This is a genomic window from Bradyrhizobium sp. SZCCHNS1050 (genome assembly GCF_032484785.1).
In the GTDB taxonomy this organism is placed as follows: Bacteria; Pseudomonadota; Alphaproteobacteria; order Rhizobiales; family Xanthobacteraceae; genus Bradyrhizobium.
Genome location: NZ_JAUETR010000001.1, coordinates 1599132 through 1624331, shown reverse-complemented (window position 1 = coordinate 1624331; position 25200 = coordinate 1599132). Strand labels below are relative to the sequence as shown.

The window sequence follows — 25200 nt, the reverse complement described above, 5'->3', positions numbered from 1 at the left end:
CCATGAACCATGCCCATGAGATACGCCGCGCAGGCCGCTTGGCCGTTGCGGCTCTTGCACGTCTGTTCGGGCTGCTCAATCGATAGTGATGCTCCTGCCGCCGGGTTGAGGCAGACTAGAAAGGATATCGCGGTAAGCAGTGTGCGCATTTCCCTCTCCTATTTGCAGACGTGGTCCAGGACACCCGCAATGACGCTATTCATGGCGTCGGCGTTCAGCATGGGGGAGTCTTGATCTTCCCTGGGCTGCGGGCCGATCGTCTCCGGGCGCAAGGGCGCCATCGAGGCCGCGATGGGCGCGGCCCGAGCAGACAGTCGGAGATCATCATGGCGACCATCGGCACCTTCACCGCATCGGAGAACGGCTATAACGGTTCGATCAAGACGCTGACGCTCAACATCAAGGCCAAGTTTGTCACATCCGAGAAAGACAAAGATAAGGCGCCCGACTACCGCATCTTGCAGGCTCCACGGAGTTCGGCGCGGCCTGGAAGAAGACCGCCCGCGACAGCGATCGCGAATGCCTCTCGGTCAAGCTCGACGATCCGAGCTCCCCGCGCCGATCTATGCATCGCTGGTCAAGGTCGAGGACGACGACGGTATTACGCTGATCTGGTCCCGCCGCGCAGGGGACTAATGCACGGCCGCGTCGTCGGCCCTACCTCTTCGAGAGCGGGGCCTTTTGCGCTTCTTGCGCCGCTGCCTTGGAAGCGGAAAGAACATTTTCTTTCGAAGGGATTGCTAATGGCTCCGCCCTCGCGGGCAAGGGTACGCACGAAATGTGCCGGCCGGAACGGTTTCCCCGGTCTTCCGCGCCTCTCGATCAATCTCACTGCTCTCGCTCTGAATGGCTTGTGCAGACGCGCGCGGACCTCGCGCGCCCTTGTCAGGCGGGTGATCCCTGTTCCAATCACGATGCTCCTCACGGGCTATCGTCGTCTGCGGGCTGATTCGTTGGGAGTCACCTGGTGATCCAGCGCCGTGAGCGCCTAGAGGGGACGAGTGCTCCGACGGATGAGCTGCGTTCGACGCCCCGTGGGGAGTTGCGCCTTTGAGCGCCAGAACAGGGCCGGCGAGGAGCGCAGCTGCCCGACTGAGCCAGGAGGAAAGGAATGACTGAAGAAATTGCTGCATACGTGGGCATCGATTGGGCATCGGCGACGCACTACGTTTATGCGTTGGATGCCCAAGGAGCAAAGCTCGGCCATCGCTCGTTTCAGCATAGCGGTGAAGGGTTGGCTGAACTTGCTGACTGGATCCGAACAACGGCGGGTGCCGAGCCGGGGCGCATCGCTGTTGGAATCGAAGTCCCGCACGGACCAGTCGTCGAGAGCCTGATGGAGTCTGGTTTTCTCGTGCATGCCTTGAATCCGAAGCAACTTGATCGCTTTCGAGATCGATTTACCATGGCGGGTGCCAAGGATGATCGGCTCGATGCGCTCGTGCTTGCCGAGTCTCTGCGAACAGATCGGCGTTTCTATCGGTTCTTGGAACCGGTGCATCCGACGATCATCCAGTTGCGTGAGTGGTCACGCATGGCAGAGGACTTGTCTGCCAAACGCAATCGTTTGGCTAACCGCTTTCGGCATCAGCTCTGGCGCTACTTTCCGCAGATGCTGGACCTTGCGGAAGATTGGTCGCAGCATTGGATCTTGGAGCTCTGGGACTTGATCTCCACACCCGCCAAAGCACAAACGGTGAGAGCGTCGACGGTCGCAAAGCGACTGAAGCAAAGCCGGGTGAAGAAGTGGACGGCCGACACGTTGCTCAACCATCTTCGTGGCAAGCCGATAACGGTGGCAGACGGTGTTACGGAAGCCTGCGTCGCGCATTGCGAGCTGATCCTGCAGCGTCTGCGACTGGTAATGCAGCAGATGAAGGTCGCGCTGAAGCAGTTCGAGCGCCTGTGTTCCGCGGTCGCCGAGCTCCCGGCCAGCAATCGGCGTCGTACCGAACTCCCAGGCCGATCCCGAGATCTTGCGGTCAATGCCTGGAGTAGGGACGATCGTTCTCGCGGCGCTCTTGTCCGAAGCACATGACGCGGTCGCTCGCCGCGATGCCCATGCACTTAGGGGCCTGTCTGGAGTCGCGCCCGTCACGCGGCGCAGCGGTAAGCAGATTCTCGTGGTTATGCGACAGTCTTGTCCGCATCGTCTCAGAACGGCTGTCTACCATTGGGCGCGCGTGGCGGTGCTGCACGACTTCCAAACACGCAATCGATATGCCGCCTTACGAAAGCGCGGAGACTCTCATGCTCGCGCGCTGCGTTCGATCGGCAGCCGTTTGATTGGGGTTGCTTGCGCCATGCTGAGGACCGGCGAACTCTTCGACAGAGACCGAACTCCGCACTCCGCGGCGGTTTGATCCTGTCGTCGGCGAGGCGCGAAGCCTTCGCATAGCGGAGCGTCGCGACGACGACAGGCCCGAATGTCGCCGATCAGTCTGTTCACATGAGCGAGCGATGACCTTGACGCGTTGTCGCTTAGTGGCGGTGCTTTGCGCGCCACTTCGCTCACACACCGAAGGCTTAGGGCGCCGCCCTCAGCGCGCTTCCGAGTGCCTTCCGCCCAGCTTCAGTCGCGGCTCACGGGGCCATCAGCGACGGCTTCAACACGCTCCCTGCAGCCGGTTCCCCGCGAAAGCACTCGCTCCGCTTGCACACCCGCTGCTCGCCGCGAGGCAGAGGTTCGAGCGCGCTTGTGCGCTCTTCACCCTGCCTAACGCGAAATCGAAGCTGCAATGGTTGGTCGCACTCGCAAGCAGAATGCTCTTGCAAAAGGTGGGGAGTCCCCTTCGCTCCCGGCCGCCCTTGCCCTTGCTACCCCAGGTCTCGCCGACGGGCAGGGTTGCAGCGCAGCGCTGCGCTTCAACCTGAACAGGAGAGTGACAATGAACGTGACGATGTCAAAGCACGGCGAACAGTCGGTTTCCAGTGGTTTCCGGGTAGATATCTCACGCGGCCAGCGGATTGGCCGGGTGTCGTCGGAGTGGTTTGCGCGTCCAGATGACGAACGCTACCTCAATTTGCCGGACCTCTATGACGCCGTGCGCAGCCGGGCCGAACGTGCGCAGGTGCGCACCGTCGAAAGTCGGACCATCCGCGTGGAGGCTGTCCACGAGAATGCCGAGCGCCTGGCCTTGATCGTTGCGGGACAAACTGAGCCTGTCACGCCGACGCACTGGAGTTTTGGCCAGCTGTGTACGCTGTTCGGCGCGCCTGCCGCTTACTTGCGCAACTGCCCGCCGGACGGGATCCGATTTCTTGCCCGGCAACATCTTTGCGATACGCCGCAGCCGCCATCCAGCACAATTGGTGCCCCTGGCCGGGATCGCGATACTGCAATAAGTGGTTACAAATAAAGGAATAATAATTTCGCTACCCTAAGGCTACTCACGCATTTACTCACAACAGTCACTGTGCATCGCTATGGAGCGGGATGGGTAATAGATGCAACTCAGCCGACCTTGAGCAGTGCGATTAACATGCGCCGGCGCTCGATGAACCTTCTCGGCCTAGGCACTTGCATCCATCAGAAGACAACCGGACGTTGATCCAGATCAAGAGCAGCGCTTGAGATTACGCCTCTATTAAAGTCCTTTATAGCGTGCAACGAGTTTCCCATGGCCGCAATGCGCACGATCAAAGGCCTGCTCGACCGAGCCAGTGGAATTCAGAACGAAGAATTTCGGATTGAGGCGCTCAAGGACGTGGCGCCTTACGTACCCGAGAAGCTGCAGCCGAAGCTGCTTAAACTGGTTAGGCAAATCAATAATGAGCCGGCTCGAGCCCGTCTGCTCGGCACCGTAGCTCCACGCTTGCACTTGCGATTGAGGCCAGCGCTTCTTCGCGCGGCCCTTGATATTAAAGGTACCGAGCGCGACGCGGCGTTGGTCAATATAGCGCAGTTCTTGCCTGAGAGCTCGCAACGGGACTTGCTCGATGCCACGTGTGCCTTAGACGAACAAAGCCGTGGCTGGGTGCTCGGACGGGTAGCGCAGAGCCTGCCATTGGAATTGAAGCCAGACTTGCTAGCTGCGACGCTCGCGATCCAAGATGAAGAGCTTCGAGCGAAGACGCTGAACGAAGCAACTCAGTTTCTGCCCCAAACATTAGGCTCAGAGGCGCTCGCCGCACAAAGAGACCTACTTGCCGGGGTTTCCGCAATCCGCGACGAAAAGGTTCGCAAGCTGAAGCTAGAAGGAATCGCGCCATACCTGCCGGAAGCGTTACACTCAGACGTCTTCACCGCAGCGTGTGCAATACAAGCAGAACCACTTCGAGCCGATCTGTTGAGCATTATAGCCCCATATCTGCCGAAAGTCTTGCAGCCTGATCTGCTAGCGGCAGTAGGTACAATGCAGGAGGAGCCCCATCGAGCGGAAGCGCTGCAAGGAGTGGCACCTTTTCTGCCCGAAACACTGCATTCGCAGCTTCTCGTGACAATATCCTCTTTGCAAGATGAGGAATTGCGCGCAAAGACCCTATCAACCGTGGCACGGAGAATTTCCAAAGCTCATAAGTCTGAGCTTCTCGCTGCAGCTCGTTCGATCCCAAGCTACAAAGCTCGTGGCGAGGCCCTAGAAGGGGTGACGCCGTTCTTACTCGGAACGCTTGAGTCGGAGCTACTTGCAGCCAAGCAAGAATTGCTTGCAGCAGTATGCTCAATCAAGGACGAGGGAACTCGTGCGGACGCCTTAATCGACGTGGCGACTAGCCACGTATTTTTAGGGCAGCTGGATGAAGACTTGCTGGGCGCAGTACAGCAAATCCATGATCCGGAAATTCGACGGAAGGCGCTCAGGGCGGTCGCTCCGCATTTCCCATTCGAGTGGAAGCCAAAGCTGCTTGCTGCGGCGCACGAGCTAAATGATCAGTGGCTGCTGAAGGAGTTGATGCGGCCCCCGCGGCCGGAAAGAGTTTTTGCGGCGCCATCCCCAGCAGATGATTATGCTCGTGCGGTGGCCTTAGAGAAGGAGCGGCGTACTCCGGTGGCTCTGGACACGCCAGGGCCCCAACCACGTTACGCAACGGTCCAGATATTCGAGGAAAAAGAGACTGGAAAACGTGGCCCCGAACTGAGTGAAGATGGGCGACTGCGGGCCCAGCAATGGTACCAAGCCGTGGTCTCGATACGCGTGAGACCTATCGGGGTGCAAACCAGCGCTCCGCGTAGGCCAATTCGGCAACCAAAGCAAGAAGCGCCTGTTGATATCTTTGTCACTGCGCACTCGCTCGTAGAGCAAGACTTCAGGATTACTCCGCATGTGGACAAGATTGTTCTTCCTCCAAGCGGCGATTCCACCGCTGATGCTGTGTTTCGGCTTCAGCCGCTTCGTTCAACACATGACCTCATCGATGTTGCGAAAATCCGTTTTCGTCTCTTCTATCGTTACAATCTCCTTGAGAAACTTACCCTTAGCGCCGGTGTTCTTCCTGCTGAAGACAACGGAGTCGACGTCGCGAGACCGCAGCTCACTCAGGATCGGCAGTGTGATCCCAACGATTTCGATCTGATCACCCCGAGCGAACTCCACATCGATATCGAACTCGACAACGGCCAATACGTCATCGTCTTTACCTACCCCGAGCTCCATGAGTTGAAGTTTACGTCCCCAATTTCTCTTTCGCCTCTACAGCTCGAGGACCAGATACGCGAAGCTCGGCGGGTCTTGTTCCAAGTCTCAGCTTCCGACACCCTGCAGCAGCGGGTCGACGGAGATACAAATGAGTTCCAGAAACATATGGCCAAGTTGGCCGCGATAGGACGAGATTTGTGGGCAGTAATGTTCTGTCACGGTCCTAAAGGCGGAATGTCGACCATTGGTGAATGGCTTACGACCAATCGACTGCGGGAAGGCGGGAAGATTCAGATTTCGACTCGTCAAGACGACTTCGGTTTTGCTTTCGCCTGGAACCTTCTGTACGAGTTACCTTACGAAGACGCGCCCTATAAAATAGGTGTGACGCAGACGCCGGTTGTCGATGGCTTCTGGGGTTTCCGGTATGTCGTCGAACAGCGGATAGTTCTTCCTGCGCCACCTGAGAATTGGTCTGAGCATATCGAAATAGGCGCAATGTACTGGAAATTCGCTCAAACGCCAGACCAGCAGCGATTCCTTAATGAGCTTCTCGACCGAACACAGCGAAAAGCGACACTCTTCGGAAGTAAACCCATCGATGGGCCTCGGGATGCCGAGTTGTGTCTTAAAGCAGGCACTAGTCACATCTTGTACTTTTTTACACACGGCCACACGCGGCAGCCGCGTATCCGTAGCCAAGGTGTCACGATAGAAGACTTTGTAGAACTGTACGACAAACTTCCTCATGACTCACCTACGAGGAATGCTTGGCACGATATCTACGAACGAATTCGAAAACGAGAGTTTGATCAAGACAGCTCCTGGATTGAATTGAGCTCTGGCCGTCTTAAGCTGCCGCTGCTTTATAGGAACATCAAGGCGATGACCGCGAACCCCATAGTAATCTTGAACATGTGCGACTCGGCGCAAGTGACCCCGTCTCTCGCCGACAGCTTCATCGAATTCTTTTTGACGCGAGGTGCACGAGCGGTGCTGGGCACGGAGTGTTCAATGCGCCCGGTCTTCGAAGACTTTGTTGCGCGTCAATTGCTTCCGTCGCTTCTCAGCGGGCAAGCCATTGGGGAGGCGACCCGTCAGATAAGGCTGGCCGCTGCCAAGAAGAATAATCCGCTTGGACTTGCGTACACTCTTTTCGGCGCGGCGGACGCTGCGCTACGTCCGCCGGTCCTAATCGGCGGATCTTGACCGGAAGCCAACCAAGGAGGTAGTCATGCCAAAGTCGCCAAACGATCCGAAGATGGCGGTAGAAAAGCTGCTGGAGTCTGAGCCAGACCAGCTCTTTGAGGAACTAGGGCTGCGCAAGTCAGCAATGCTAGCTGAGCCGCACCGGGCTGGTGCGTTTGACAGCGATGCAACATTCGATGCACCGTTTGCCGGTCCCCTAGAATTCATGGGTGATATCGGGCGGCGTTTCTTTGAACGGATTAACCGAGACGTTTATGACTTGGTCTGCGGCACTGACAGCGCCAACGCGACTGAGCGGAAGGTGATTTTGGAATCCATGAATCTCGGTGAAACAATGTTTGCGACAACATTAGTTGGAGCGATCGTTAGTACATTCGGTATAGCGCCAACGCTCGCCACGGTGGTCGCGGCGCTAGTTGTCCGCTTGTTCTTCAAGGACGCTTATACTGCGACCTGCGACGTGTGGAAGGAGCACCTTCCGAAGGTGACTTAGGGCCGGTTTGCTAAGTTGGGCCGGCAACCGGGGGCAGTCGGCACCCCACTGCTAACGAACCTCCCATTGGTAACAGGAGAGGATGGCCAACTACCGCGCGCTCAGACGTTGGTATTGGTGGGGAAATGACCTTGCCCCCTCGGGCCTAATCCAGCTTGAAGTTCGTTCTGGCCCCAACGAGGACCAGAGCATGAAGCGCAGCCGCTTTACGGAAGAGCAGATCATTGGGATTTTGAAGGAGCACGAGGCTGGCGTTCCGGTCGCCGATCTCTGCCGCAAGCATGGCGTGAGCGACGCCAGCATTTACAAGTGGAAGGCCAAGTTCGGCGGAATGGACGTCTCGGAGGCCAAGCGGCTGAAGACGCTGGAGGACGAGAACACGCGGCTCAAGCGGCTGCTGGCGGACGCCATGCTGGACAATGCAGCGCTGAAGGATCTCCTGGGAAAGAAGTGGTAACGCCCGCTGCGAAGCGGAAAGCTGTCGCACATCTCATGGGTGTTCACGGGATGAGCGAACGGCGGGCGTGTAAAGCCATCGGATGTTGCCGCATGACGGTCAGATATCAGACGAGCCGGGCCGATGATGCCGGGCTGCGGCAGCGCATGAGGGCGATCGCCCATGAGTGCCGCCGCTTCGGCTATCGTCGCCTGCACGTCCTGCTCAAGCGGGAGGGCTATGCGGTCAATCACAAGAAGCTGTTCCGGCTGTACCGGGAGGAACGGCTCACGGTGCGCCGCAGAGGTGGCCGCAAGCGGGCCCTCGGCACACGAACTCCGATGACGGTGCCGCTGCTCCCGAATGATCGCTGGTCGCTCGACTTCGTGTCGGATCAGATGACCAATGGCCGGCGCTTCCGCATCCTGACCGTCGTCGACGACTGCACCCGCGAGTGCCTAGCGCTGGTGCCCGACACTTCACTCTCGGGCGCCCGGGTCGCTCGGGAGCTGGACCGGCTGGTCGCCGAGCGCGCCAAGCCCAAGATGGTGGTGAGCGACAACGGCAGCGAGCTCACGAGCAATGCCATCCTGACATGGACCGATCAGAGCCGTGTCGCCTGGCACTACATCGCGCCGGGCAAACCCATGCAGAACGCCTTCATCGAGAGCTTCAACGGCCGCCTGCGGGATGAACTGTTGAACGAGACCCTGTTCACCTCGCTCGCCCAGGCCCGCGTCGCGCTCCGATGCTGGCGGACCGACTATAACGACGCTCGGCCGCACTCCCAGCTCGGATGGAAGACGCCATCCGAGTTCGCCGCCACCTGCAATCCGCGTCGGGATCTGGCGCTGCGCTATGCCGAGAGCTCCGCGCCAGCTCCCGCCGCTACGACCGCCCAGATGGGCACATCCAACCGCCCGAACGAACTCAGATCTGGATAAAACTTGGGGGCAAGATCAGTCGCATCGAATGATCACATCGGGCTAAGAACAGAAACATTGCATGTTCGGACTGATGCGCAGCCGCGAACCACTGTCACGCGAGCCATTGGATGCTATGGGGCGCATCGGGCTTGCTCGTGTGCCGATCCAAGAGCCATGTCGCCGCCGTGGATTACGTGGTCTTGTTCACCACTCTGAATCCCGGACCGAACGGGTCGAAGATATCGAGGGTCAATTTGTCTCCGGTCTGATCGTCGGCAGCGAGCTCGGCTGAGCCGCCGATATGGGTTCTTTTGACGCCTTGCTTGTGGAACACCCGAAATCCCGGACCGAACGGGTCGAAGACTTCGATTGTGACCTTGCGTTTCTTGTTGCCAGCTGCTGGCGCAGTGGGCTTCTTCTTCGGTTTCGCTGCCTTCTTGGCCATGGTACGTCAGCCTCCAGCTATGGCGGTGGTATCAGCTGCAATTCGCGACGCTTGAGTTGGTCGATCGCCTCCACAGCCCGCTGTTCCGCTGGTGTGCCGCCCCCGGTCACGCGCTCGCCGTGGTAAAGCCCATATCTCACCGGTGCCGGGCTTCTCATCGGGCCTCGTTCAGGCGAAAACCCGAATGTCCGCAATGCGCCGAGGTCGGCCATGGCCGAGTCACCCAGTGAGAGGCCAACCGAGACCTGGTGGGTATCAGTGCGGTCTGCATTTGCATTAAGACCGGCGCTCGCCAGTTGGAAAGCGCTGGTGACGGGCGTAAATTCGATCTTCGGATTGGCGGAGATATTGACGACCGTCGTGAAGGTCAGCTTGTCAGCCATCGTGGGCGGACCCTTGCCCTTCTCGCCTCCGAGACTGCCAAACACGCTCAGTTCGACGAAAGTGACGACCGTCTTGTCGATGCCGACCCGGCCCGACAGCGGATAGATGTAGTTTTCCCGAACCACCTTTCCGTCGCAATAGTGCTCGTCATAGCGGTTCTTGCGGTTCAGCTGGCTGATAAGGTAGCCAAACGTGTCTGCGGTCGTGAACGTGCGCAGATTGCTGCGCTTACGCTTTGCTCCGGCACTGATTCCGAGCGTGACCTTCGGGGATAGGAGCGGCCGTACTAAGCCGATATCGGTCGTGAGATCGTTGTTCTCGGTCATTGTGAGTTCGAAATTGTATGCGATGGCCGTCTCGGCGAACACCTTGATGAAACGTCGAACCTCCACGTATTCCGGCCCCGGAAACTGGCCAGGACCGAAGTCGGAGATCGTCTCAGGATCGCTTGCGTATTGCTGCGACAGCCTCGCGGCCTCTGGGCTGCCGCGATTGGCCCAGTCCTCAAGCTTGACCTTGATGAGCTGCGTCAAGGCCTCGCGGGTCTCGCAGCGTATCTGTTTCACGATATCGACGGTATCGACCCCCGTAACATCCTCCGGGGCCGGATGGATGGCGCAACCCGCCAACAGCGAGAGACTGCCAAGCGCAAATATCGCGTTCCGAAGCATTGTCCGCCCTCACCCCCTAAGCGAACACGAACTACCCTCAATAGAATGCACGCAAAATGAGAAAATACTATCGATATCGTATTAGCTGTCAATAGTCGCTCGACACGTTGAGGGCGAGCGGTGCGTTGGGATTGCGCCCATATTCGTCTTCATCGCAATTCAGCGTGAGGTTGTGCGGGTATCGTGAATTTTCCTGACGCCCGTCTTGCCGAGCGCGAGGTCCCGCGCCGAGCGCCTCTTGGTGAAACGTTCGCCGGGCGATCGCCGAGTTCGCCAAGGCGATGTGTGAGCCGCCACGCTCCCATCGGTGCTGCGGAAGAGCAACGAACTTGCCGAGCTGGAGGCCGTCGCACAAGGACGACCCGCAGGTCGCTCAAGCGGTGGAGCGCGCCCGCGACCGTGATCGCGCGAAACTTGCTACCTATCTAATGCAGAGTATCATTGCATGACATCTTGATAGATGGGCTGACATTGTTTTCGGCCCCCCTATGGATGCGCGAGGCTCCACCGGAGGTCGACCTATGCTGGCGCGCGCTCGTGATCGCTGCAAAGGCGCTCGTCGACGGACAGGATGTGACGGAGATCGGATTGCTGCGATCGCCATCATCAGGGACGCTGGGGCGGATGTTGGAGCCGGGGGCGCGTTTTGCGCCGCACCGGCGAAGCGCAACTAATGGTGGACGGACACCGGTTCGGCGAGATCGACTATGTCGTCCGCCGATTTGCCCGTGTCTATAGATAACTCGGCGCGTCCGCAGGGTCGAAAGGGAACTACGGCTCCGCGGGTCTAAAAGGGACCTGCGTATAAAGGCTCACCGCAGAGCCCTAAGGGACCTGCCTATAAAGAGCTAGGCAAAAAATAGATCCTATTTGCCTGGAGCCTGTGCTCCCGATGATTGGCCGGATACAATTGGCTTGTCGCATGATCGGATGCCCGAGTTCCAGGATGAAGACGCTCGTCTGGATCCCGACATCGTCGAGCTTTTCGACGATGTTGCTGAAGGCTGGGAATTGATTGCCGCGCTTCCCGATTAGGCAGGGGTGAGCTGAGCCAACGGTACAGAGGCAGTGAGCTTGATCGCTTGGCGATCAGGGAACTCCGGAATCGATACCGGCATTTGCTGGGTGGCAGTCGCGCTAAGGGAAGTGATCGGTGCACCTCGCCCGGAAACAATGACGCCTCGGCGGCGCCGGGATCGCTCCACATCAGCCACACTGCCCGCGCCAATCCGTCTAGCAATGGGCGCCAAGCCGGTGCGACGCGGATGAATTCGACTGAACCCGCCGACCACGGGAGCGTTCGCCAGCCGTTCCAGGCCCGAGTCGCGAAGGTCGCGCGGCGACAGAACTGCCAGCGGTAGGTTTGCACGGACGCGCGTCTCGATCGTCGCCGAGCCGCGCGCTGATGCCGCGGTCCGGTCGTCCAGTCGAAAGTCCGCGTTCCAGACGCGGGTAAGCATGCTGGCGCCGGCGCGGGTCGTGCCGGAAGGATTGCGGATGCCATGGAGTTCCGGAAGCCGGCGCTCGCGAATGGCTTGCGAATTGCGCCGTCCAGATCCGGCGATAGGGCCGATCGGACGAGACCGCCTCCGAGAAGGACGGCAAGCTGCGGCAGCGTCACCATCTGCGGGCCGCTTTCCGCATCGCGCGCAGCGGCAGTCCGCCGCATGCGAAATGCGAGCGGTCCATCGACGACGACGGTCCGACGTTTCATGTTTCCTCCTCCGTCGGCGTCCTACAGCAGATCGGAACGGTGCGTTGCCGAATCGAGCGCGCGGAGCTTGGAAACGGGATTAGCCCGGGTTGCGGCGGACTGGACCGGTTCGCCGCATGATCGGCTTCCCGCATTGCGCACGTGGGCGCCCCGAGGATCACGCGGCCCGCTGCACTTCGAAACGCCCTCCCGACTTTTCGTCGTATTCAGGCCACGTCTGATCTTGAGACCAGGTCTTCCCCGACCGTCCCGCCCCAGAGGGTGACGGAAAATGACGCTCCAACCGGGGCGGCCGGATCTCGTCTTAGTTGCGGTAAAATTGTCCTCCTATCCGCCCGTAGATGCCGTAACCGGATTCGGCAAGGCGACAGCGGGACGCCGAAATCTGTCCGGCATTTCAACCTTTGCTGGATTGCGAAAGGCGGCGGAAACATGCAACTTTCGCGACAATGCCTTAAAGGCTGCAATTGGGGGATTCGCTTGTCACATGTCGATCACGATAATTACCGACGGCGTGCTGAGCGCTTTCGCCGATCTCATCCAGGCGAACAGTCGGCGCCTATACAGGGTTTGGTTGATCGCTCCGTGGATCGGTTCGGCGGACTCCGGGAGTGATCCCGTCTTCAGGATCGTCCAGGCGTTGAACGGAACGCCCTGTCGTCTGATCGTCGTCACCAGACCCCCCGTGGCAGTATGGCACCTCCGCGCGATTCAGAGCCTGAGGCGACATTCGAACCACGAAGTATTCGGTTCGGCGGCGCTTCATTCGAAGCTCTACATCGTCGAGTGCAACGGTTTTCGGGCTGCGATATTCGGCTCCCCCAATCTCACGCCGGCGGCGGACGAGCAGAACCAGGAGCTCGCGGTCGAATTTCGCAGCAGCAGGTCCGGCCGCGACGATCCGACCTCGGCCGTGATATCCGAACTGTTGTCGTACGCGTCGACGCTGCGGACGCACGACGACGTCGTCCCGCTGGAATAGGAGCAAAGATGCCGCGAACCCTAGCCGAGTGGTTTCATCTGTCGTCGGGACGTTCGAGTTTCAAGCCAAACGTTCAGCGCGACAGGCAATCCGTGTTTTGCCATGAAAGCCAGATCTCCGGCGAGATCGTCATGAGCATCGAGCGGCGCTTCGCCGCCGCGCAGACCGTGAAGATGGTGCTGTATGGGGATTGGGGCGTCGGAAAGACCCATTCGATAAATCACGTCTCTTGGTGGTTCGAGCAGAACTTACTAGAATACCCGGCGAAGACTGTGATCGTCGAGCTCGGCGACATCACCAGCAAGTCGCGGTTCGATCAGCTCGTGGGCCCCTTCTTGGAACGGATCGGCCTGAGGGAACTGATTAGGTTGGTTCACGGCTACCAAGGTGCTACCGGAAAGCACGTGGTGGCCGATCTGAAGGCGAAAGGTGTCAGCGGAAACGTTGCGGAGGCCTTCGGCAAGTTGCTTTTGGCGTCTCCCGACGAGACGCCGCCGCCCGCGGTGCTGACGTCCTTCGATTTCCTGAGGGGGCTGCGGTCGAAGGAGGCGGCCAGCATCGGGCTCGGCGAACCGCTCGTACAGAGCGACGACTTCTACGGCGTCCTGCTTGCCTGCGGGATCCTGGTGCGGGCGGTCGAGAGTCGCCAACTCGTATTCATCGCGGACGAAGCGGCGAAGCTTGAGGACATCGACAACGACGATGCGACCCGACGTCACTGGATAGCGGCCAACAGGGCGATCTTCGACGACAACAACGATGCCTTCGGCTTCATCTATACGTTGAGCGGCAAGGGGCAGAGGAACATTCCGACCGTCATTTCGGACGCGCAGATCATCAGCAGGCTCGGATCGAACAATCTAATAGAATTGAAGAACCTCGATCCAACCGACGTCACGACCTTCCTGGCAAAGCTGCGCGAGGCGTTCGTAGACCGGCCGGCGGTCGAGGCGGCGGTCGCCGCGGGCGAGATCAGTTCGGCGGACTACGACTGGGACAGATATCCCTTCACCGACGACGGCTGGCGGGAGTTTCTCGAGTATTGGAACATCAACCAGGAGCAGGCCAAGCCGCGTGAGATATGCGACAAGCTCGACGACGTCGGGTTTCGGGCGATGAAGGACGATCTCAAGCTGATCGGCCCGGATTCCCTGCGGAAGGCGAGGATGTAGAATGACGTCTTTTGCCCTTGACCCCCCTATTTCCAAGACCGCCGGCGACATCGTCGCGGGCGACCCTTCTTGTCGCGGCAAGGACAAAGTGCTGCTCGGCACCTTGGCGGAGACGGGGCCGCGCAGGAAGCTCTGGCTAGACATCACCGGCGAGCAGGTCGTGGCAATCTTCGGAAAGCGGGGAACCGGCAAGTCCTATTCGCTGGGCGTGATCGCCGAAGGTCTGGCCGCTGGAATGGGCGATACCGCGATCGCATGCATCCAGACTCCGCGGGCCGCATTGGTTCTCGACATCATGGATATTTTCTGGAGCACCCAAATCCCTCTGGTGGACGAGGGGTCCGCGGAGCTTCGCCGCCAGTTCGCCAACATGCGGAAGGGAGGGATGAAGTCACAGCCTCTCAACGTCGACGTATGGATTCCGGCTGGCTTCGAGAGACCCGAGATCGACCCGCTGTCCGTGCGCTCGCTCGCGATCGGCGCCTCCGACCTCGAGTCGAGCGATTGGGGCGCGCTCTTCGACATCGACATGCTGACCGAACCGCGGGGAATGTTGCTGACCGACCTCATCGGTCGGGTGTCGCTCTACGGCTACAGCGACCGTTCGGGCGGCTCGGTGCCGCCTTCGACGGCGTACGATTTCGACGCGCTCCTGGCTTGCCTCGGGGGCGATCCCTCCTTCTCGGTGAATTACAGCGACAACACCGTCCGCGCCGTCCGCCAGCGTCTGGAGACTTTTCGCGATCTCCCTCTTTTCCAGGGCACACCGACGGATCTGTCGGCGCTGCTCCAGCCGTTCCGCGTCAGTGTGCTCATGCTTGGACGGGCGCAGGACGATCTCAAGAACGTGATGGTGTCGGTATTGCTGAGAAGGATCCTGCGGCAGCGGCGGGACGCCTCCTTCGCGCAGAAGAGGCTGGATTTGCAGCCCGAACTGACCGGACCCGAGACGGAGGAGCTCAAGGCGACGATCTCGTCGAACATACCTCGGACCTGGGTGCTCTTGGACGAGGCGCATGTGCTCGCCGGCTCCGACCGCGGCTCGATCGCGAGGGACGCCTTCATCAAGTACGCGAAGGAAGGAAGAAATTACGGACTGTCGCTTGCTCTCGCCACCCAGCAGCCGAGCGCGCTCGACAGTCGGCTGACCTCCCAGGTCGAGACGCTGATAGTGCATCAGCTAACGGCGCCGAAGGACGCGGCGGTGGCGCTGGAGAACCTGCGGTCTCCGCCGCCGTCGGAAGCGCGGATCGATGGTGAGAAGGTGGGAGTGGACGCTTTGCTGCGATCGCTGACGCCGGGCATCGTGACGTTCTCGTGCGGAAACGCTCCCACGCTTCCGCGCGTCTGCGTCGCCGCCGTTCGGCCGCGGATTTCGGCGCACGGAGGGTACGAAGCTTGATCCCCCTGGAAGGACGGGCGCTCGCCGGTCTCGATGAATTCATGCTGCGTGCCGGTCATCTCTCGGCGATCTGTCGCGTCGCCACGACGGACGGGGGGGCCGCGTTCAGGTTCGAGCGGGCCGTGACATCGAAATTCTGCGAGCTCGTACCTGTGCGGGACGAGATGAAGCCGGCGTTCGCCCGCTATCTTAGGGTGAAGGGTCTGAGCCCCGTGGAGGCGAACGCGAAGGGCGTACAGGACAGGAAGACCGAATACCGCTATCCGGCGCTTCGGGTCGTCGATCCCGGCAAACCGGGCGAGACGGTGGCGTCGGAGGACGGGGAGATTAGGGGACAATGGCAGGACGTCAGCCTTGCTGATCCCGGCGTGCCTTCGAAGGTCGGTGCGATATCGTTCGGGGGAAAGCGGGGCTCGAAGACGGGACTGTCGCATCTGTTCGACTGGGGCGGCATGCTGGGCCTCTTCAGCGATTCTGGCGCTCTGACGAACTTCGGGCAGTTGATCGGGAAGTTTTTCGACGTCGTCGGCACTCCGGACGCGAACCCGTACGTTCTGGGCCAGGAACGGCTGATCTTCGGCTTCCTGATCGTCCGTGAGGATTTCGACATGTTCGCGACCCTGGTCGATCTTCTCGCCGTCGAGAACGAAACCTTGCGCAAGCAGTCGGCGATGCGCCTCTACGTCAGGGCCGTCACCCTCCTGTCCGAGAAGGCGGAAGCCTCGCGCGATCTGTCGCAAGGTCGCCGGCAGGATTTGTTTTCTCTGTGGCGCGAGGTGAAGCCTAAGAGGGACGGGGACGATCAGATCACGTCGACGGCCTGGCACCGCATCGCGGCGCGGCTGGAAAACCTCGTCGATCTCGGTCTGCTCAAGAAGGAGCCTTCCGAACAGTACGAATACAAGTACAGGCAGACCGAAAACCTCCTTCGTGCCAAGCATGCGCTCGCAACGTCCGCGAGCGCTGCGGAATGGATCGACCGGCATCTCGTCGACGTCCTTACGGGCGAGCGCGCGTCGGACGACCGGATCGCTCCGAACGACCTTGAGCCGCTCCTCTCGGACCTGCTGCCGGTGCTGTCGAGGCCGATGTCGCCGCTTCCGCTGGACGTCGTCGCGAACGGGGTGGCCGCGCTTTCACTTCGCATCGGAAAGCCGGTGACCTTTGGGGCTGCCCGGCGCAGTCTGGAGGGTTATGCGGTTGAGCTTCCCGCGCGAGCGCGCTTATCCGCGGGTGCCACGAGAAGGGCGGAGTACATCTCGATCGACGCGGCCCTGTGGAAGCGCAGCGGAGCTTGACGAGATGGAGGGCTTCACGACATCGCCGTTTCTGCTGACCGCGACGCCCGAGACGGGAGCGACGTGGGCGGGGCGGCCCGAGCTGAAGTCGAAGGTCGACCGGTTGGCGCGGTCGTTTGTCGTGCGGAGCGACTCCACGCTTGACCTGATATGGGCGAGCTTTGGCAGCGGCAAGTCGCATGTGCTCTTCTACATCGCCCACGCGGTGCAACGGCAGGCCCCTTCGTCGATACCCGTGTTCGTCGAGGTGCCGGAGCGCATGAGAGGCTTTCTGGATCTCTACCAGAGGATCATGCCGCGGCTGCCCTGGACCCGGCTCGCGGAGGTCATCGGCAAGGACGGAAATCTGTCGAACTCCTCGCAGCTAAAGCGGGTCGCCCGCGTGATCCAACACGGAAACGATTATGAACGTGGGCTCGCATTCGAATGGCTTTTCGCGGGATCCGTGAATCTGCGGGATCTCAAGACGGTCGTCGGTCTTCAGGCACGCATAGACAGCGATGTGCGCGCGGCGGATTTGCTCGCCGAGCTGCTGGGAAGTCTCGGCCGGCACGGATTGAGGGTCGTTCTGCTGTTCGACGAGTTCCAGCGGATCGGAACGCTCGCCGAAAAGAATCGTTGGCCGGTGCTGTCGAATCTCCGTTCGCTGTTCAGTCAAAATCCGACGAATCTTTCCGTCGTGCTTGCGGCCGCGACGAGATTGGAAAAGACGGCGGTCGACCTGCTGCCGGCTGAACTCAAGACTCTCATCGGTCCTCGTCCGAAGATCTCGCTGCCGGAGATGAACGTCGAAGAGGCGGTAAGCTTCATCGAAGACCGCCTCGCCGGCTTCCGCCCGCCGGGCTATTCTGGCGACGCCTTTCATCCGCTTCAGGAGGACACGGTTCGGGAGACGATTGAGTTCATCGCCACGGAGACGCATGCGAGGCTCATTCCGAGGACCATCTTGCAGGCTCTTTCCGCGATCTACGACGAATATCTTCTTTCGGGCGAACTCGTCTCGTCGAGCGCGGCCAAATCGCTTCTGAAGTCCCTGTCGTGGCCGGAGTCGTAGCCTGAAACGGCCCAAGACCGCGTTGTCGACGTCGCGGCTGCCGCCCAAGGGCGCCAGGCCGGTCGCGCAGCGCCGGTTCGGCGGGATCGATCTCTACGCATACGGCGAAGCGGAATTGGAATCGAAGATCGAAGCCATTCGATCCGACATACTCGCGGTGGTCAGCGAGCACGGTCCGCTCGTACCCGGCCTGATACGCTATCTCGTGCGCGTGCGAGCCCGCGATGAGATCTCGCAGAGGGCGTTCAGCGCGTTGCTGGGAGCCGAATTGAGGTCCGGGCGTCTGGACGCGGTCGTCTGCGAGAGCGAGGGAGGGAAACCCTTCAGGATAGTCATCGCGACCGAGGGAAGATCGGAATTCGCAGTGCTTCTCCGGAAATGTCTGGATATGATCCCGCCGTCCGGAAAGCTCAACATTTCGGAAATTCGCGACCGGCTCTATCCGGGAGGGAGCAAGGGCGATTGGACGAGGGCCTACTATCTTGCGGCGCGGCTCGCCAGAATCGGCCTGGCGGATTTCATCGACCGCTTCAGCATCGAACGGAATAAAGACGCCTATAATGCCATCGGCGGTATTGACGACCCACTCTACACTACTGACCTGCTGCGGCTGGATCGAAACGTCGAAAGCGGGGACTGTTAGCGCGGTCGGCGTCGATCGGCACGGTCGACTGTCTGCTCGGGACGTGTCGGTTTCTCCTTCGAATGCGGTGGTCTACGAGCATTTCATCGGAACGCGCGCCGCCTTTGGTGCCTTTCACGCGGACACGGTGGTCGTAGATTCCATGGGTGCGCGTAGAACGGTGTCTTCCCTCTGCGAGATGGAGGACCCCTGGTCGCTGGCATGGGAGAGTTGCGTCCACGGGGGCGACCTCATGCGCTTGGAGTCGGGAATCGATCAACTGTGGGATGCTTTCGCGACTTTGGCACTCGCCGGAAACGGGGACGTAATGGTGGTCAAGAGATTCCACAGTGGGTTGACAGGGAAAAAGCGGTTTGCGCGCGTGGTCAGATCGGATTTGGGAGGTTTCCTGACGACCGGGGCGCCGGGCGTGGTTGCGCAGATCAAGTCGCTGCTTCTTACGGATCCCGATTTGGCCTGCGCGGACCGGGCGGCGTACCGACTCGCGATGTGGCTCGTCACCAGCCTACAAGCGACGGGAAACGACTATCGCCTGAACTACGACGCGCTACAGCACACCTGCTCCGTCAACGTGAGGCTAGACTCGAATGTGGGACAGATCGAAAGTTTGCGCACGGCCTTCGTGGCGGGAATCGCGGGTCGCGCGACGATAGATTGGGCCGACCGGACCTGGAATCCCGTATCATCGGGCTTCATTCTGGACGGGTCCTCGGCGTGAGGGTGTTTCGTGGACAAGCTTAGTGCCGCCGAGCGAAGCGCGCTGATGTCTCGCGTGCGCGGAAGGGACACGAGCCCCGAAAGGATCGTGCGGCGGGCTCTTACCGATCTCGGAATCAGATACCAGCTGAATTCGAAGGATGTCCTGGGAAAGCCCGATATCGTCTTCAAGGGCAGGAGGCGGGTCATTTTCGTGCACGGGTGCTTTTGGCATCAGCATCCGAAATGCCGACGCGCGAAACGGCCGGCTACGCGAAGCGAGTTCTGGTCGCAGAAGCTCGACGACAACATACGAAGAGACAGGCGGATCGTACGAACGTTGCGCGCGGAAGGTTGGAGCGTACTAATTCTTTGGGAATGCCAGCTACGGGATCCCGAAAGGCTCAAGCGGAAGCTAAACGCCTTTCTCGCCCCGTGATTTGCCGCTCGATTGGATGTGCCGCGCCAACTTCCGTGCGTGGCATGCGGCGAAGGCGGGCGGAAAGGCGTTTCCGATCATCTGTGCTACCGCATATGTGCCTTGGGAAAGCGGGAAGCGATACCGGCGCGGAAAGTTCTGCAAGAGCGAAGCCTCGCGCAGGGTGATAGCCCTGTGGGCGACGGGATGGAGAAACCTTCCTTTGGATGGATTGATGCACCCTCCCGTGATCGTCGGAGCGGGTTTGTCCCAGGCCATCCTACCGTAGATGTCTCTGAAGCCGTCGGACTTCCTGTGACAGCGAAGCTGATGCTTCGCGCCGAGCGAGGTCCGGCTTCCGCCGTTTCGGGGAATCTTTCTTATCAGGGCTTCGACCCTGGCGGCGCGCTTCGGGCCGCGGACATGCAGCACATCGTCGTCGGTGCCGGGCGCTGGTAACGAGCCGATTGCGTCGCGCACCGTCGCTGCCGTCTTACGCTTTGGTGCGAACGCCACATCTCCCAGGCGCGAACCGATCAGTATCATTCGGCGGCGTCGCTGGGGTACGCCGAAGTCGGCAGCATCCATGACGTCGAATTTCACGGAATAGCCGAGAGCCCTCAGCGAGCGGCAGAACGACTTGAGCCGGTCATCCTTGGCCAGGCCGGGGACGTTCTCCATCATGATGGTCTTCGGCAGAAGTCCCCGGACGAACCGGCGAAACTGAAAGACGAGATCGTTCATGGGTTCGTCGATGTCGGCGTGTCCGTTCAACGTCCGGAGCGTCGAAAATCCCTGGCAAGGCGGGCAGCCGGCCAGAAGGTCGAGTTCGCCTCGCTTCAGGCCGCATTTTTTCATCATCGCGGATGGCGTTATCCGGCGGATATCGGAGCGCAGAACGAGTGTCTTTTTGAGGTTTTGGGCGTAGGTCTCGGCCGCGAGTTTATCCAGCTCGACCGCTGCGAGCACGTGAAATCCGGCCTTTTTCAAGCCCAGAGATAGTCCGCCGCAGCCGCTGAAGAGATCGATCGCTGTGAGTGTCATGGAATCAACCTGTGTACGAATGCACGGTAGCGGAATAGTCCGCATCTTCAAAGCGTTGGTGCCGTGCCTGCCGCGCCTTTCGGTCACCTTCGTGCCGCCGGGGCCGTGACGCGATGTGCTGACCGCCGGTGCCACGCTTGGAACATCGGACCGGGCGGGCCCGCGGTTGCCGCTGTCATCGGCCATATCGTCTTCGGCCCGCGGCCGCGTCAGGAAGGCGGGACACTGAAGGCCGAATTTGATCAGGGACGGTGCCAGGATAGGTGGAGAAAAACTGAAGAAGCGTTTCCCAATGCTCCGGCTTCAATTCTACGAGGCGCAAGACTAAAGCTCGTAGCGAGGTCCAGAGTCCTTGCGCTTAGTCGTCGTTGTTTTCCGGTTAGGCGCGTGCGGCATCGGCCGCATTGGACTCTCGTGAACCGAGCCGCGTGGTGTCTCGGCCGTACGGCTTCGAGCCCTCGCGCAGAATAGTGTGTCGCTCGCCGGAGGCACTCGTCCGCGGCCCCGGCGTCATTGCAGGCCGGCGTCGCTATCACTGTTCCGCGTTCGGGTGCCTTGTTAACCGGTCTCGCGACTGCAGTCGGTCCCGCGTCCCGCCGCGTTCCGCATCGGCGCTATGCTGACGCTCCTGCGGCTACCTTGTTCTCTGCCGGCACGGCTTACACCAGCCACATGCCCCGTCTTCTTGATCTAAGTCCGTATGTCCTTTGGCATCCGGAGCAGGCGCTGCCAGTCTCCGGCATAGTCGGGCCGCCGCGCTAATGAGGGCGCGGCGTCTCGACAATCGGGAGCACGGGGCATGGAAAAGATTCTCTATGTTGGGCTCGACGTTCACAAAGCCAGCATTTCGGTCAGTCGGCTGAAGACGGACGCGAAGGGGCAGTCAATTTTATTGGCGCCGTCCCGAACACGCCGGCAGCCATATTGAAGCTCACCAGGCGGTTAGCCAAAGAGGGTCACAACCGGCTGGAGTTTTGCTATGAGGCCGGCTGCTGCGGGTGCGGCGTCTACCGGCAGCTCACCCGCTTGGGCCACGGCTGCACAGTCGTTGCGACGTCAATGATCCCACGCAAGCCTGGGGAGCGGATTAAAACGGACCGGCGCGATTCTCAGAAGCTGGCAATTTTGCACCGCTCCGGCAATCTCACCCCCGTTTGGGTCCCTGATGAAGGGCATGAGGCAATGCGCGATCTAACCCGGGCACGGATGGATGCTTCGATGCAGCTCATGCGGGCTCGGCAGCAATTATTGGCATTCCTGCTGCGCCACGGTCGTTCCTACGAGGCCGGCAAGCATTGGACCCAACGACATCGCTCTTGGCTCGCGGGTCAGACATTTGATCAACCCGCGCATCAGATTGTCTTTCAGGATTACCTCGAAGCGGTCTGGACGGCCCAAGACCGGCGCGACCAGCTTATTGCGCGGATCAGCTGCGATGGCAGCCCACTGGTCGATGGGGCCTCTGGTGGAAGCACTGCGTGGATTGCGAGGCCTCGATTTTATCTCCGCCGCGACGTTTGTCGCGGCGATCGGCGATCTCGGCCGCTTCGAGAATGCTCGGCAGTTGATGTCGTATCTCGGCCTGGTGCCATCGGAGCAATCCAGCGGAGAACGGATCTGGCGCGGCGGTATCACCAAGACCGGCAATAGTGAGGTGCGGCGGATGCTCGTCGAAGCCGCTTGGAGCTATCGCTATCCACCCCGTGTTGCCAAGGAGAAGGCCGAAGTCATCGTGCGCCTTCCCAAGACAATTCGCGATATTGCATGGAAGGCGCAGCTTCGCCTTTGCAAGCGATTTCGTACATTGAGCTCTGCAGGCAAGAAGCCGACAGTGGTAGTCGCCGCAATTGCGCGAGAGTTCTGCGGCTTCATTTGGGCGATCAGCCGGGAGGTGAAGCCGGTGACTTCATAGTCGCGCCCACCGGCCTGTTTGGCCGGGAGCAGGACGAACGGTCAAGGCAATCCTCGAGAGCCCCATCGGGCCAGTTTGCATGCTGACGCCCGCACTAAGTCCGAGGTAGGCCTGCGACGACAAACGCTCATGCGGTTCTGATCCGCGGATGGAAGATTGATCGACCGTCGCCATCGTCGTTCTGCTCCCGACCTGACAGCAATCCTCGCAATCATCGTCAACGCCGTACCTCCGGTACGGTGACGGTGTTTCGCATCTTTTTACTTGAAAAAGGACATGGAAGGGGCTCCGCGCGCGCTCGCGCGCGCCAGGGTAAAGCGCTGGCTGGTGCCGGCGCCGATCCGAGCGGTCTCCCCGGTCTTCCGCGCTTTCTCAGATTCTCAACACTGGAAATCCTGGCATGCGCTTGTGCAGACCCGCTCTTCTAGTGGCCCTTGCGGGCGGGTGATCCCTCTCCGCTCGGGCCGCCCCGGCACTTGCTCCCCCCGGTCTGGCCGACGGGCAGGGGCGCAGGCGCGGAGTGTGCGCGCTTTGCGCCCATCAAGCGAGAGAAGGGAGATCGATCATGTCGGCCAAATTGGTGGAAACCATTGTGGAGAGCGGGACCGCTACGACTGCCAATCGGGCGGACGAATTCGTCCGACGTTTCTGGATTGCGCTGGTTGGCCGATCTCTCAAGATCGTCGGCTTCGTGCGCATTCAGCACGGTACGATATCGTCTACGACCTCGCATTGTGACGAGGTCTATGCTGGCTTCTGGCCGACAGCGTACGGACATCTGATTTACAGAGGCCGGGCAAAAAGTTGGTAGCCGCGCCGCGGCCGCGAAGCGCTAGAAGCAGCTTCAACCTTGGCCTTTGGCGCGCTGCATACCCGTAGCCGCACTTTATGGGATCGCGATTTTTAGCATTGATGGGTTGCCCTGAGCCGCAGTCGGTTTGCAGAAAGATTGCCAAGATATACCATCCCCGTACGTCGCGGCGACGCTGGCACTCTCGCCGATTCTCTGCAACGAGGCTGTACGAATTGCGCACTCGGAATGCCCATGGCTTGCGGCGTGATCGCCGGCCTCATCAACGCGTCCATTGCAATAGTTGCGCATTCTGGCGGCCGAGATTGGACTACTTCACGAGCGGGGAAGGGCAATGAAAAGCCAAGGTAAGGTTCAGGGACGAGAAGGAGGAAGTTTTTCACACCCTATGCACCTGTGGTGCAGACGCTTCGCGAGCCGCATGCGGCTATCTCATTGGGATTAAACAAAAAGATCCTGTTCTGCGGTGTTTACAAGACAAGGATCGAGCGAATACAGCTGCGTTCTCGAAGGATCGATCGATCAAGGTGGTCAATACCTTGCATGCGCTTGGACGCGTATACGAACGAAATTCCGGTCTCATTCTCAAGCTGTGATGAGTTTGTTCAGGTCTAGCTGTCCCAAAGTGTCAGCTGTCGCGATCTGAACTCGAAGCTCGCAAATTGTTTCTCAGTGGCCGCGGATCGATTCGGACGGGCGAGGCTGCTCCGGCCGGCTACTCCGCTTGCAGCGATCCAGAGGCCGCCGCTGACCCAGGAGGGTTCAATCGTCTTCCCGACTCTCGGTCAATCCCGCTCATGCTCATGTTGGCGGAGCTTGATCCTGATCCCAGACATGCCGGCCGACTGGTCTATCGTGCGGAGCAACTGGCCGAGGCGAAAGCCGAGTTGGGCGGCGCTTTGATGCTGGGGCCTCACAGCGCCCCGGGCTGCCGCCGGTGCTGGTTGGCCGAAAGGCGAGCGGGCTTGGCCCAGCCCTCCCGCAAGCTCAACGTGAGAACGGCCGCCAGCCGTGGTATGTATGTGATGGCGGCTCCTGCCGAGATCAAAGCCCAGCGCCTTGGCCTCGGCTCGCCAATGGTTGGCGAGTTCGCTGAGCTTGGCATCCCGCTTGGGGCGGCGCGTGCGCAAGGTTGCCAGCTCCATTCCCTTTGGCGTGCTATAGCCGTGGGCTTTCGCGGCTTCCTCGATGGCTTGGCGCCGCTTGGAGAATGCGCGCTCGATGTGGCGCGGGATGGCCGCCACGCGAAACGTGTCCTTCTGCTGCTCCAGCCGAACACCTTGCCGTTCCAGTTCCGAGGCAAGCGCTCGGCGATATGTGGCCCCAGCCTGCTTCTGGGCCTTGTAGAGCTCACGGCTGACGATGGCGCCCCAGCTGCCATCGCGACGCGGGGCCAGGTTGAAAACGAAGGTGTGGGTGTGCAGCTGCGGGTCGGATTCGCGGCTGGTGTGATGATCGAATTGCGCCATCAGCAGCCCCGCGGTCTGCTCTCGGGTGGTTCCGGCCCGGCCTCGCCTGGCCCAGCCGGCGGTGGCTTCCAGTTGAGCGGTCGCCGTGAGGACCGCCGAACGGTGCGCCTGGGCAATGATCTGGCGCTCTGGAGCATCGGAGAGCGCCCAGAGCACTGAGACCGATTTAGGTGCGCTGAAAGTCATGTCCCAGCCAGCCGCGTGCTCGCGGCCGCGGCCGCCAAGCTGCGCCAGCCGCTCACCGGTCTTGGGATCGATCCCACGCAGCGCAGCGTCGAACTCGATGCGCGTGACGGGTCCGTCCAGGCTGAGCCGCTCGGCCCCTCGGCCGGCCCAGCGGCCCGGTGGATCGCCATCCCGGCTGTAGTAGTCGTCGCGCTGCAGATGACCGTAGTAGCGCGAGGCCGAAGCGGCGTTCCCGCGAGCGGAGATCGAGGCTACCATG

The 25200-nt window shown here is 60.6% G+C and carries 17 protein-coding genes and 3 pseudogenes; 16 read left to right on the top strand and 4 right to left on the bottom strand.

What is annotated here, in order from left to right; all coding sequences use genetic code 11:
* Positions 1-326 precede the first annotated feature (326 nt).
* The 7 genes and pseudogenes from QX094_RS07405 to QX094_RS07375 all read left to right on the top strand — a co-directional run bounded on the left by QX094_RS07405 (position 327) and on the right by QX094_RS07375 (position 8658).
* A pseudogene (locus QX094_RS07405) lies at positions 327-636 on the top strand (DUF736 domain-containing protein).
* A gap of 475 nt (positions 637-1111) precedes the next feature.
* Positions 1112-2038, top strand: coding sequence for an IS110 family transposase (locus QX094_RS07400; protein WP_316187736.1), 927 nt, complete (start codon positions 1112-1114; stop codon positions 2036-2038).
* On the top strand, positions 1986-2363 hold the full coding sequence (locus tag QX094_RS07395; RefSeq protein ID WP_316187735.1) for a transposase: 378 nt from the start codon (positions 1986-1988) through the stop codon (positions 2361-2363). Before QX094_RS07400 ends, QX094_RS07395 begins: the two co-directional genes overlap by 53 nt.
* 525 nt (positions 2364-2888) lie before the next feature.
* Positions 2889-3242: pseudogene (locus tag QX094_RS07390) on the top strand (DUF932 domain-containing protein); the annotation flags it as partial.
* A 378-nt stretch (positions 3243-3620) separates the two neighbouring features.
* Positions 3621-6785: a hypothetical protein gene (locus QX094_RS07385; protein ID WP_316187734.1), complete on the top strand. Its 3165-nt coding sequence runs from the start codon at positions 3621-3623 to the stop codon at positions 6783-6785.
* Positions 6786-6810: 25 nt separating this feature from the next.
* Positions 6811-7278, top strand: coding sequence for a hypothetical protein (locus QX094_RS07380; RefSeq protein ID WP_316187733.1), 468 nt, complete (start codon positions 6811-6813; stop codon positions 7276-7278).
* A 190-nt stretch (positions 7279-7468) separates the two neighbouring features.
* A protein-coding gene (locus tag QX094_RS07375; RefSeq protein ID WP_316188198.1) for an IS3 family transposase occupies positions 7469-8658 on the top strand; the annotation gives its coding sequence in 2 pieces (ribosomal slippage) (positions 7469-7718 and positions 7718-8658; 1191 coding nt in all).
* A 172-nt stretch (positions 8659-8830) separates the two neighbouring features.
* Here the strand turns inward: QX094_RS07375 and QX094_RS07370 are convergent.
* Together QX094_RS07370 and QX094_RS07365 are read right to left on the bottom strand one after the other, a co-directional pair.
* Complete coding sequence (locus QX094_RS07370; RefSeq protein WP_316187732.1) at positions 8831-9085, bottom strand: hypothetical protein; 255 nt, start codon at positions 9083-9085, stop codon at positions 8831-8833.
* A 17-nt stretch (positions 9086-9102) separates the two neighbouring features.
* Entirely contained in the window at positions 9103-10140 is a 1038-nt protein-coding gene (locus tag QX094_RS07365) for a hypothetical protein (RefSeq protein ID WP_316187731.1), read from the bottom strand.
* Between the two features lie 1985 nt (positions 10141-12125).
* Here QX094_RS07365 and QX094_RS07360 point away from each other — a divergent pair.
* From QX094_RS07360 to QX094_RS07325, 8 genes are all read left to right on the top strand, one after another.
* Positions 12126-12836: a phospholipase D family protein gene (locus tag QX094_RS07360; protein ID WP_316187730.1), complete on the top strand. Its 711-nt coding sequence runs from the start codon at positions 12126-12128 to the stop codon at positions 12834-12836.
* Positions 12837-12967: 131 nt separating this feature from the next.
* On the top strand, positions 12968-14008 hold the full coding sequence (locus QX094_RS07355) for a hypothetical protein (protein WP_316187729.1): 1041 nt from the start codon (positions 12968-12970) through the stop codon (positions 14006-14008).
* A gap of 1 nt (position 14009) precedes the next feature.
* Complete coding sequence (locus QX094_RS07350) at positions 14010-15410, top strand: ATP-binding protein (protein WP_316187728.1); 1401 nt, start codon at positions 14010-14012, stop codon at positions 15408-15410.
* On the top strand, positions 15407-16708 hold the full coding sequence (locus tag QX094_RS07345) for a hypothetical protein (RefSeq protein WP_316187727.1): 1302 nt from the start codon (positions 15407-15409) through the stop codon (positions 16706-16708). Before QX094_RS07350 ends, QX094_RS07345 begins: the two co-directional genes overlap by 4 nt.
* A 4-nt stretch (positions 16709-16712) precedes the next feature.
* Entirely contained in the window at positions 16713-17762 is a 1050-nt protein-coding gene (locus QX094_RS07340; RefSeq protein ID WP_316187726.1) for an ATP-binding protein, read from the top strand.
* A 22-nt stretch (positions 17763-17784) separates the two neighbouring features.
* Positions 17785-18405 carry a hypothetical protein gene (locus QX094_RS07335; RefSeq protein WP_316187725.1) on the top strand — a complete coding sequence of 207 codons (621 nt, stop codon included), beginning with the start codon at positions 17785-17787 and terminating at the stop codon, positions 18403-18405.
* A gap of 67 nt (positions 18406-18472) precedes the next feature.
* A complete protein-coding gene (locus tag QX094_RS07330) occupies positions 18473-19123 on the top strand; it encodes a hypothetical protein (protein ID WP_316187724.1) in 651 nt (216 codons plus the stop codon).
* Positions 19124-19132: 9 nt separating this feature from the next.
* On the top strand, positions 19133-19540 hold the full coding sequence (locus QX094_RS07325; RefSeq protein ID WP_316187723.1) for a very short patch repair endonuclease: 408 nt from the start codon (positions 19133-19135) through the stop codon (positions 19538-19540).
* Here the strand turns inward: QX094_RS07325 and QX094_RS07320 are convergent.
* Positions 19517-20749, bottom strand: a complete 1233-nt coding sequence (locus QX094_RS07320) for a DNA cytosine methyltransferase (protein WP_316187722.1) — start codon at positions 20747-20749, stop codon at positions 19517-19519. The genes QX094_RS07325 and QX094_RS07320 overlap by 24 nt on opposite strands.
* A gap of 613 nt (positions 20750-21362) precedes the next feature.
* Here QX094_RS07320 and QX094_RS07315 point away from each other — a divergent pair.
* Positions 21363-22475 (top strand): annotated as a pseudogene (locus tag QX094_RS07315) (IS110 family transposase).
* A 1596-nt stretch (positions 22476-24071) separates the two neighbouring features.
* Here QX094_RS07315 and mobF read toward each other — a convergent pair.
* On the bottom strand, positions 24072-25199 hold the full coding sequence (gene mobF, locus QX094_RS07310; RefSeq protein ID WP_316187721.1) for a MobF family relaxase: 1128 nt from the start codon (positions 25197-25199) through the stop codon (positions 24072-24074).
* Between the last annotated feature and the right edge of the window lies 1 nt (position 25200).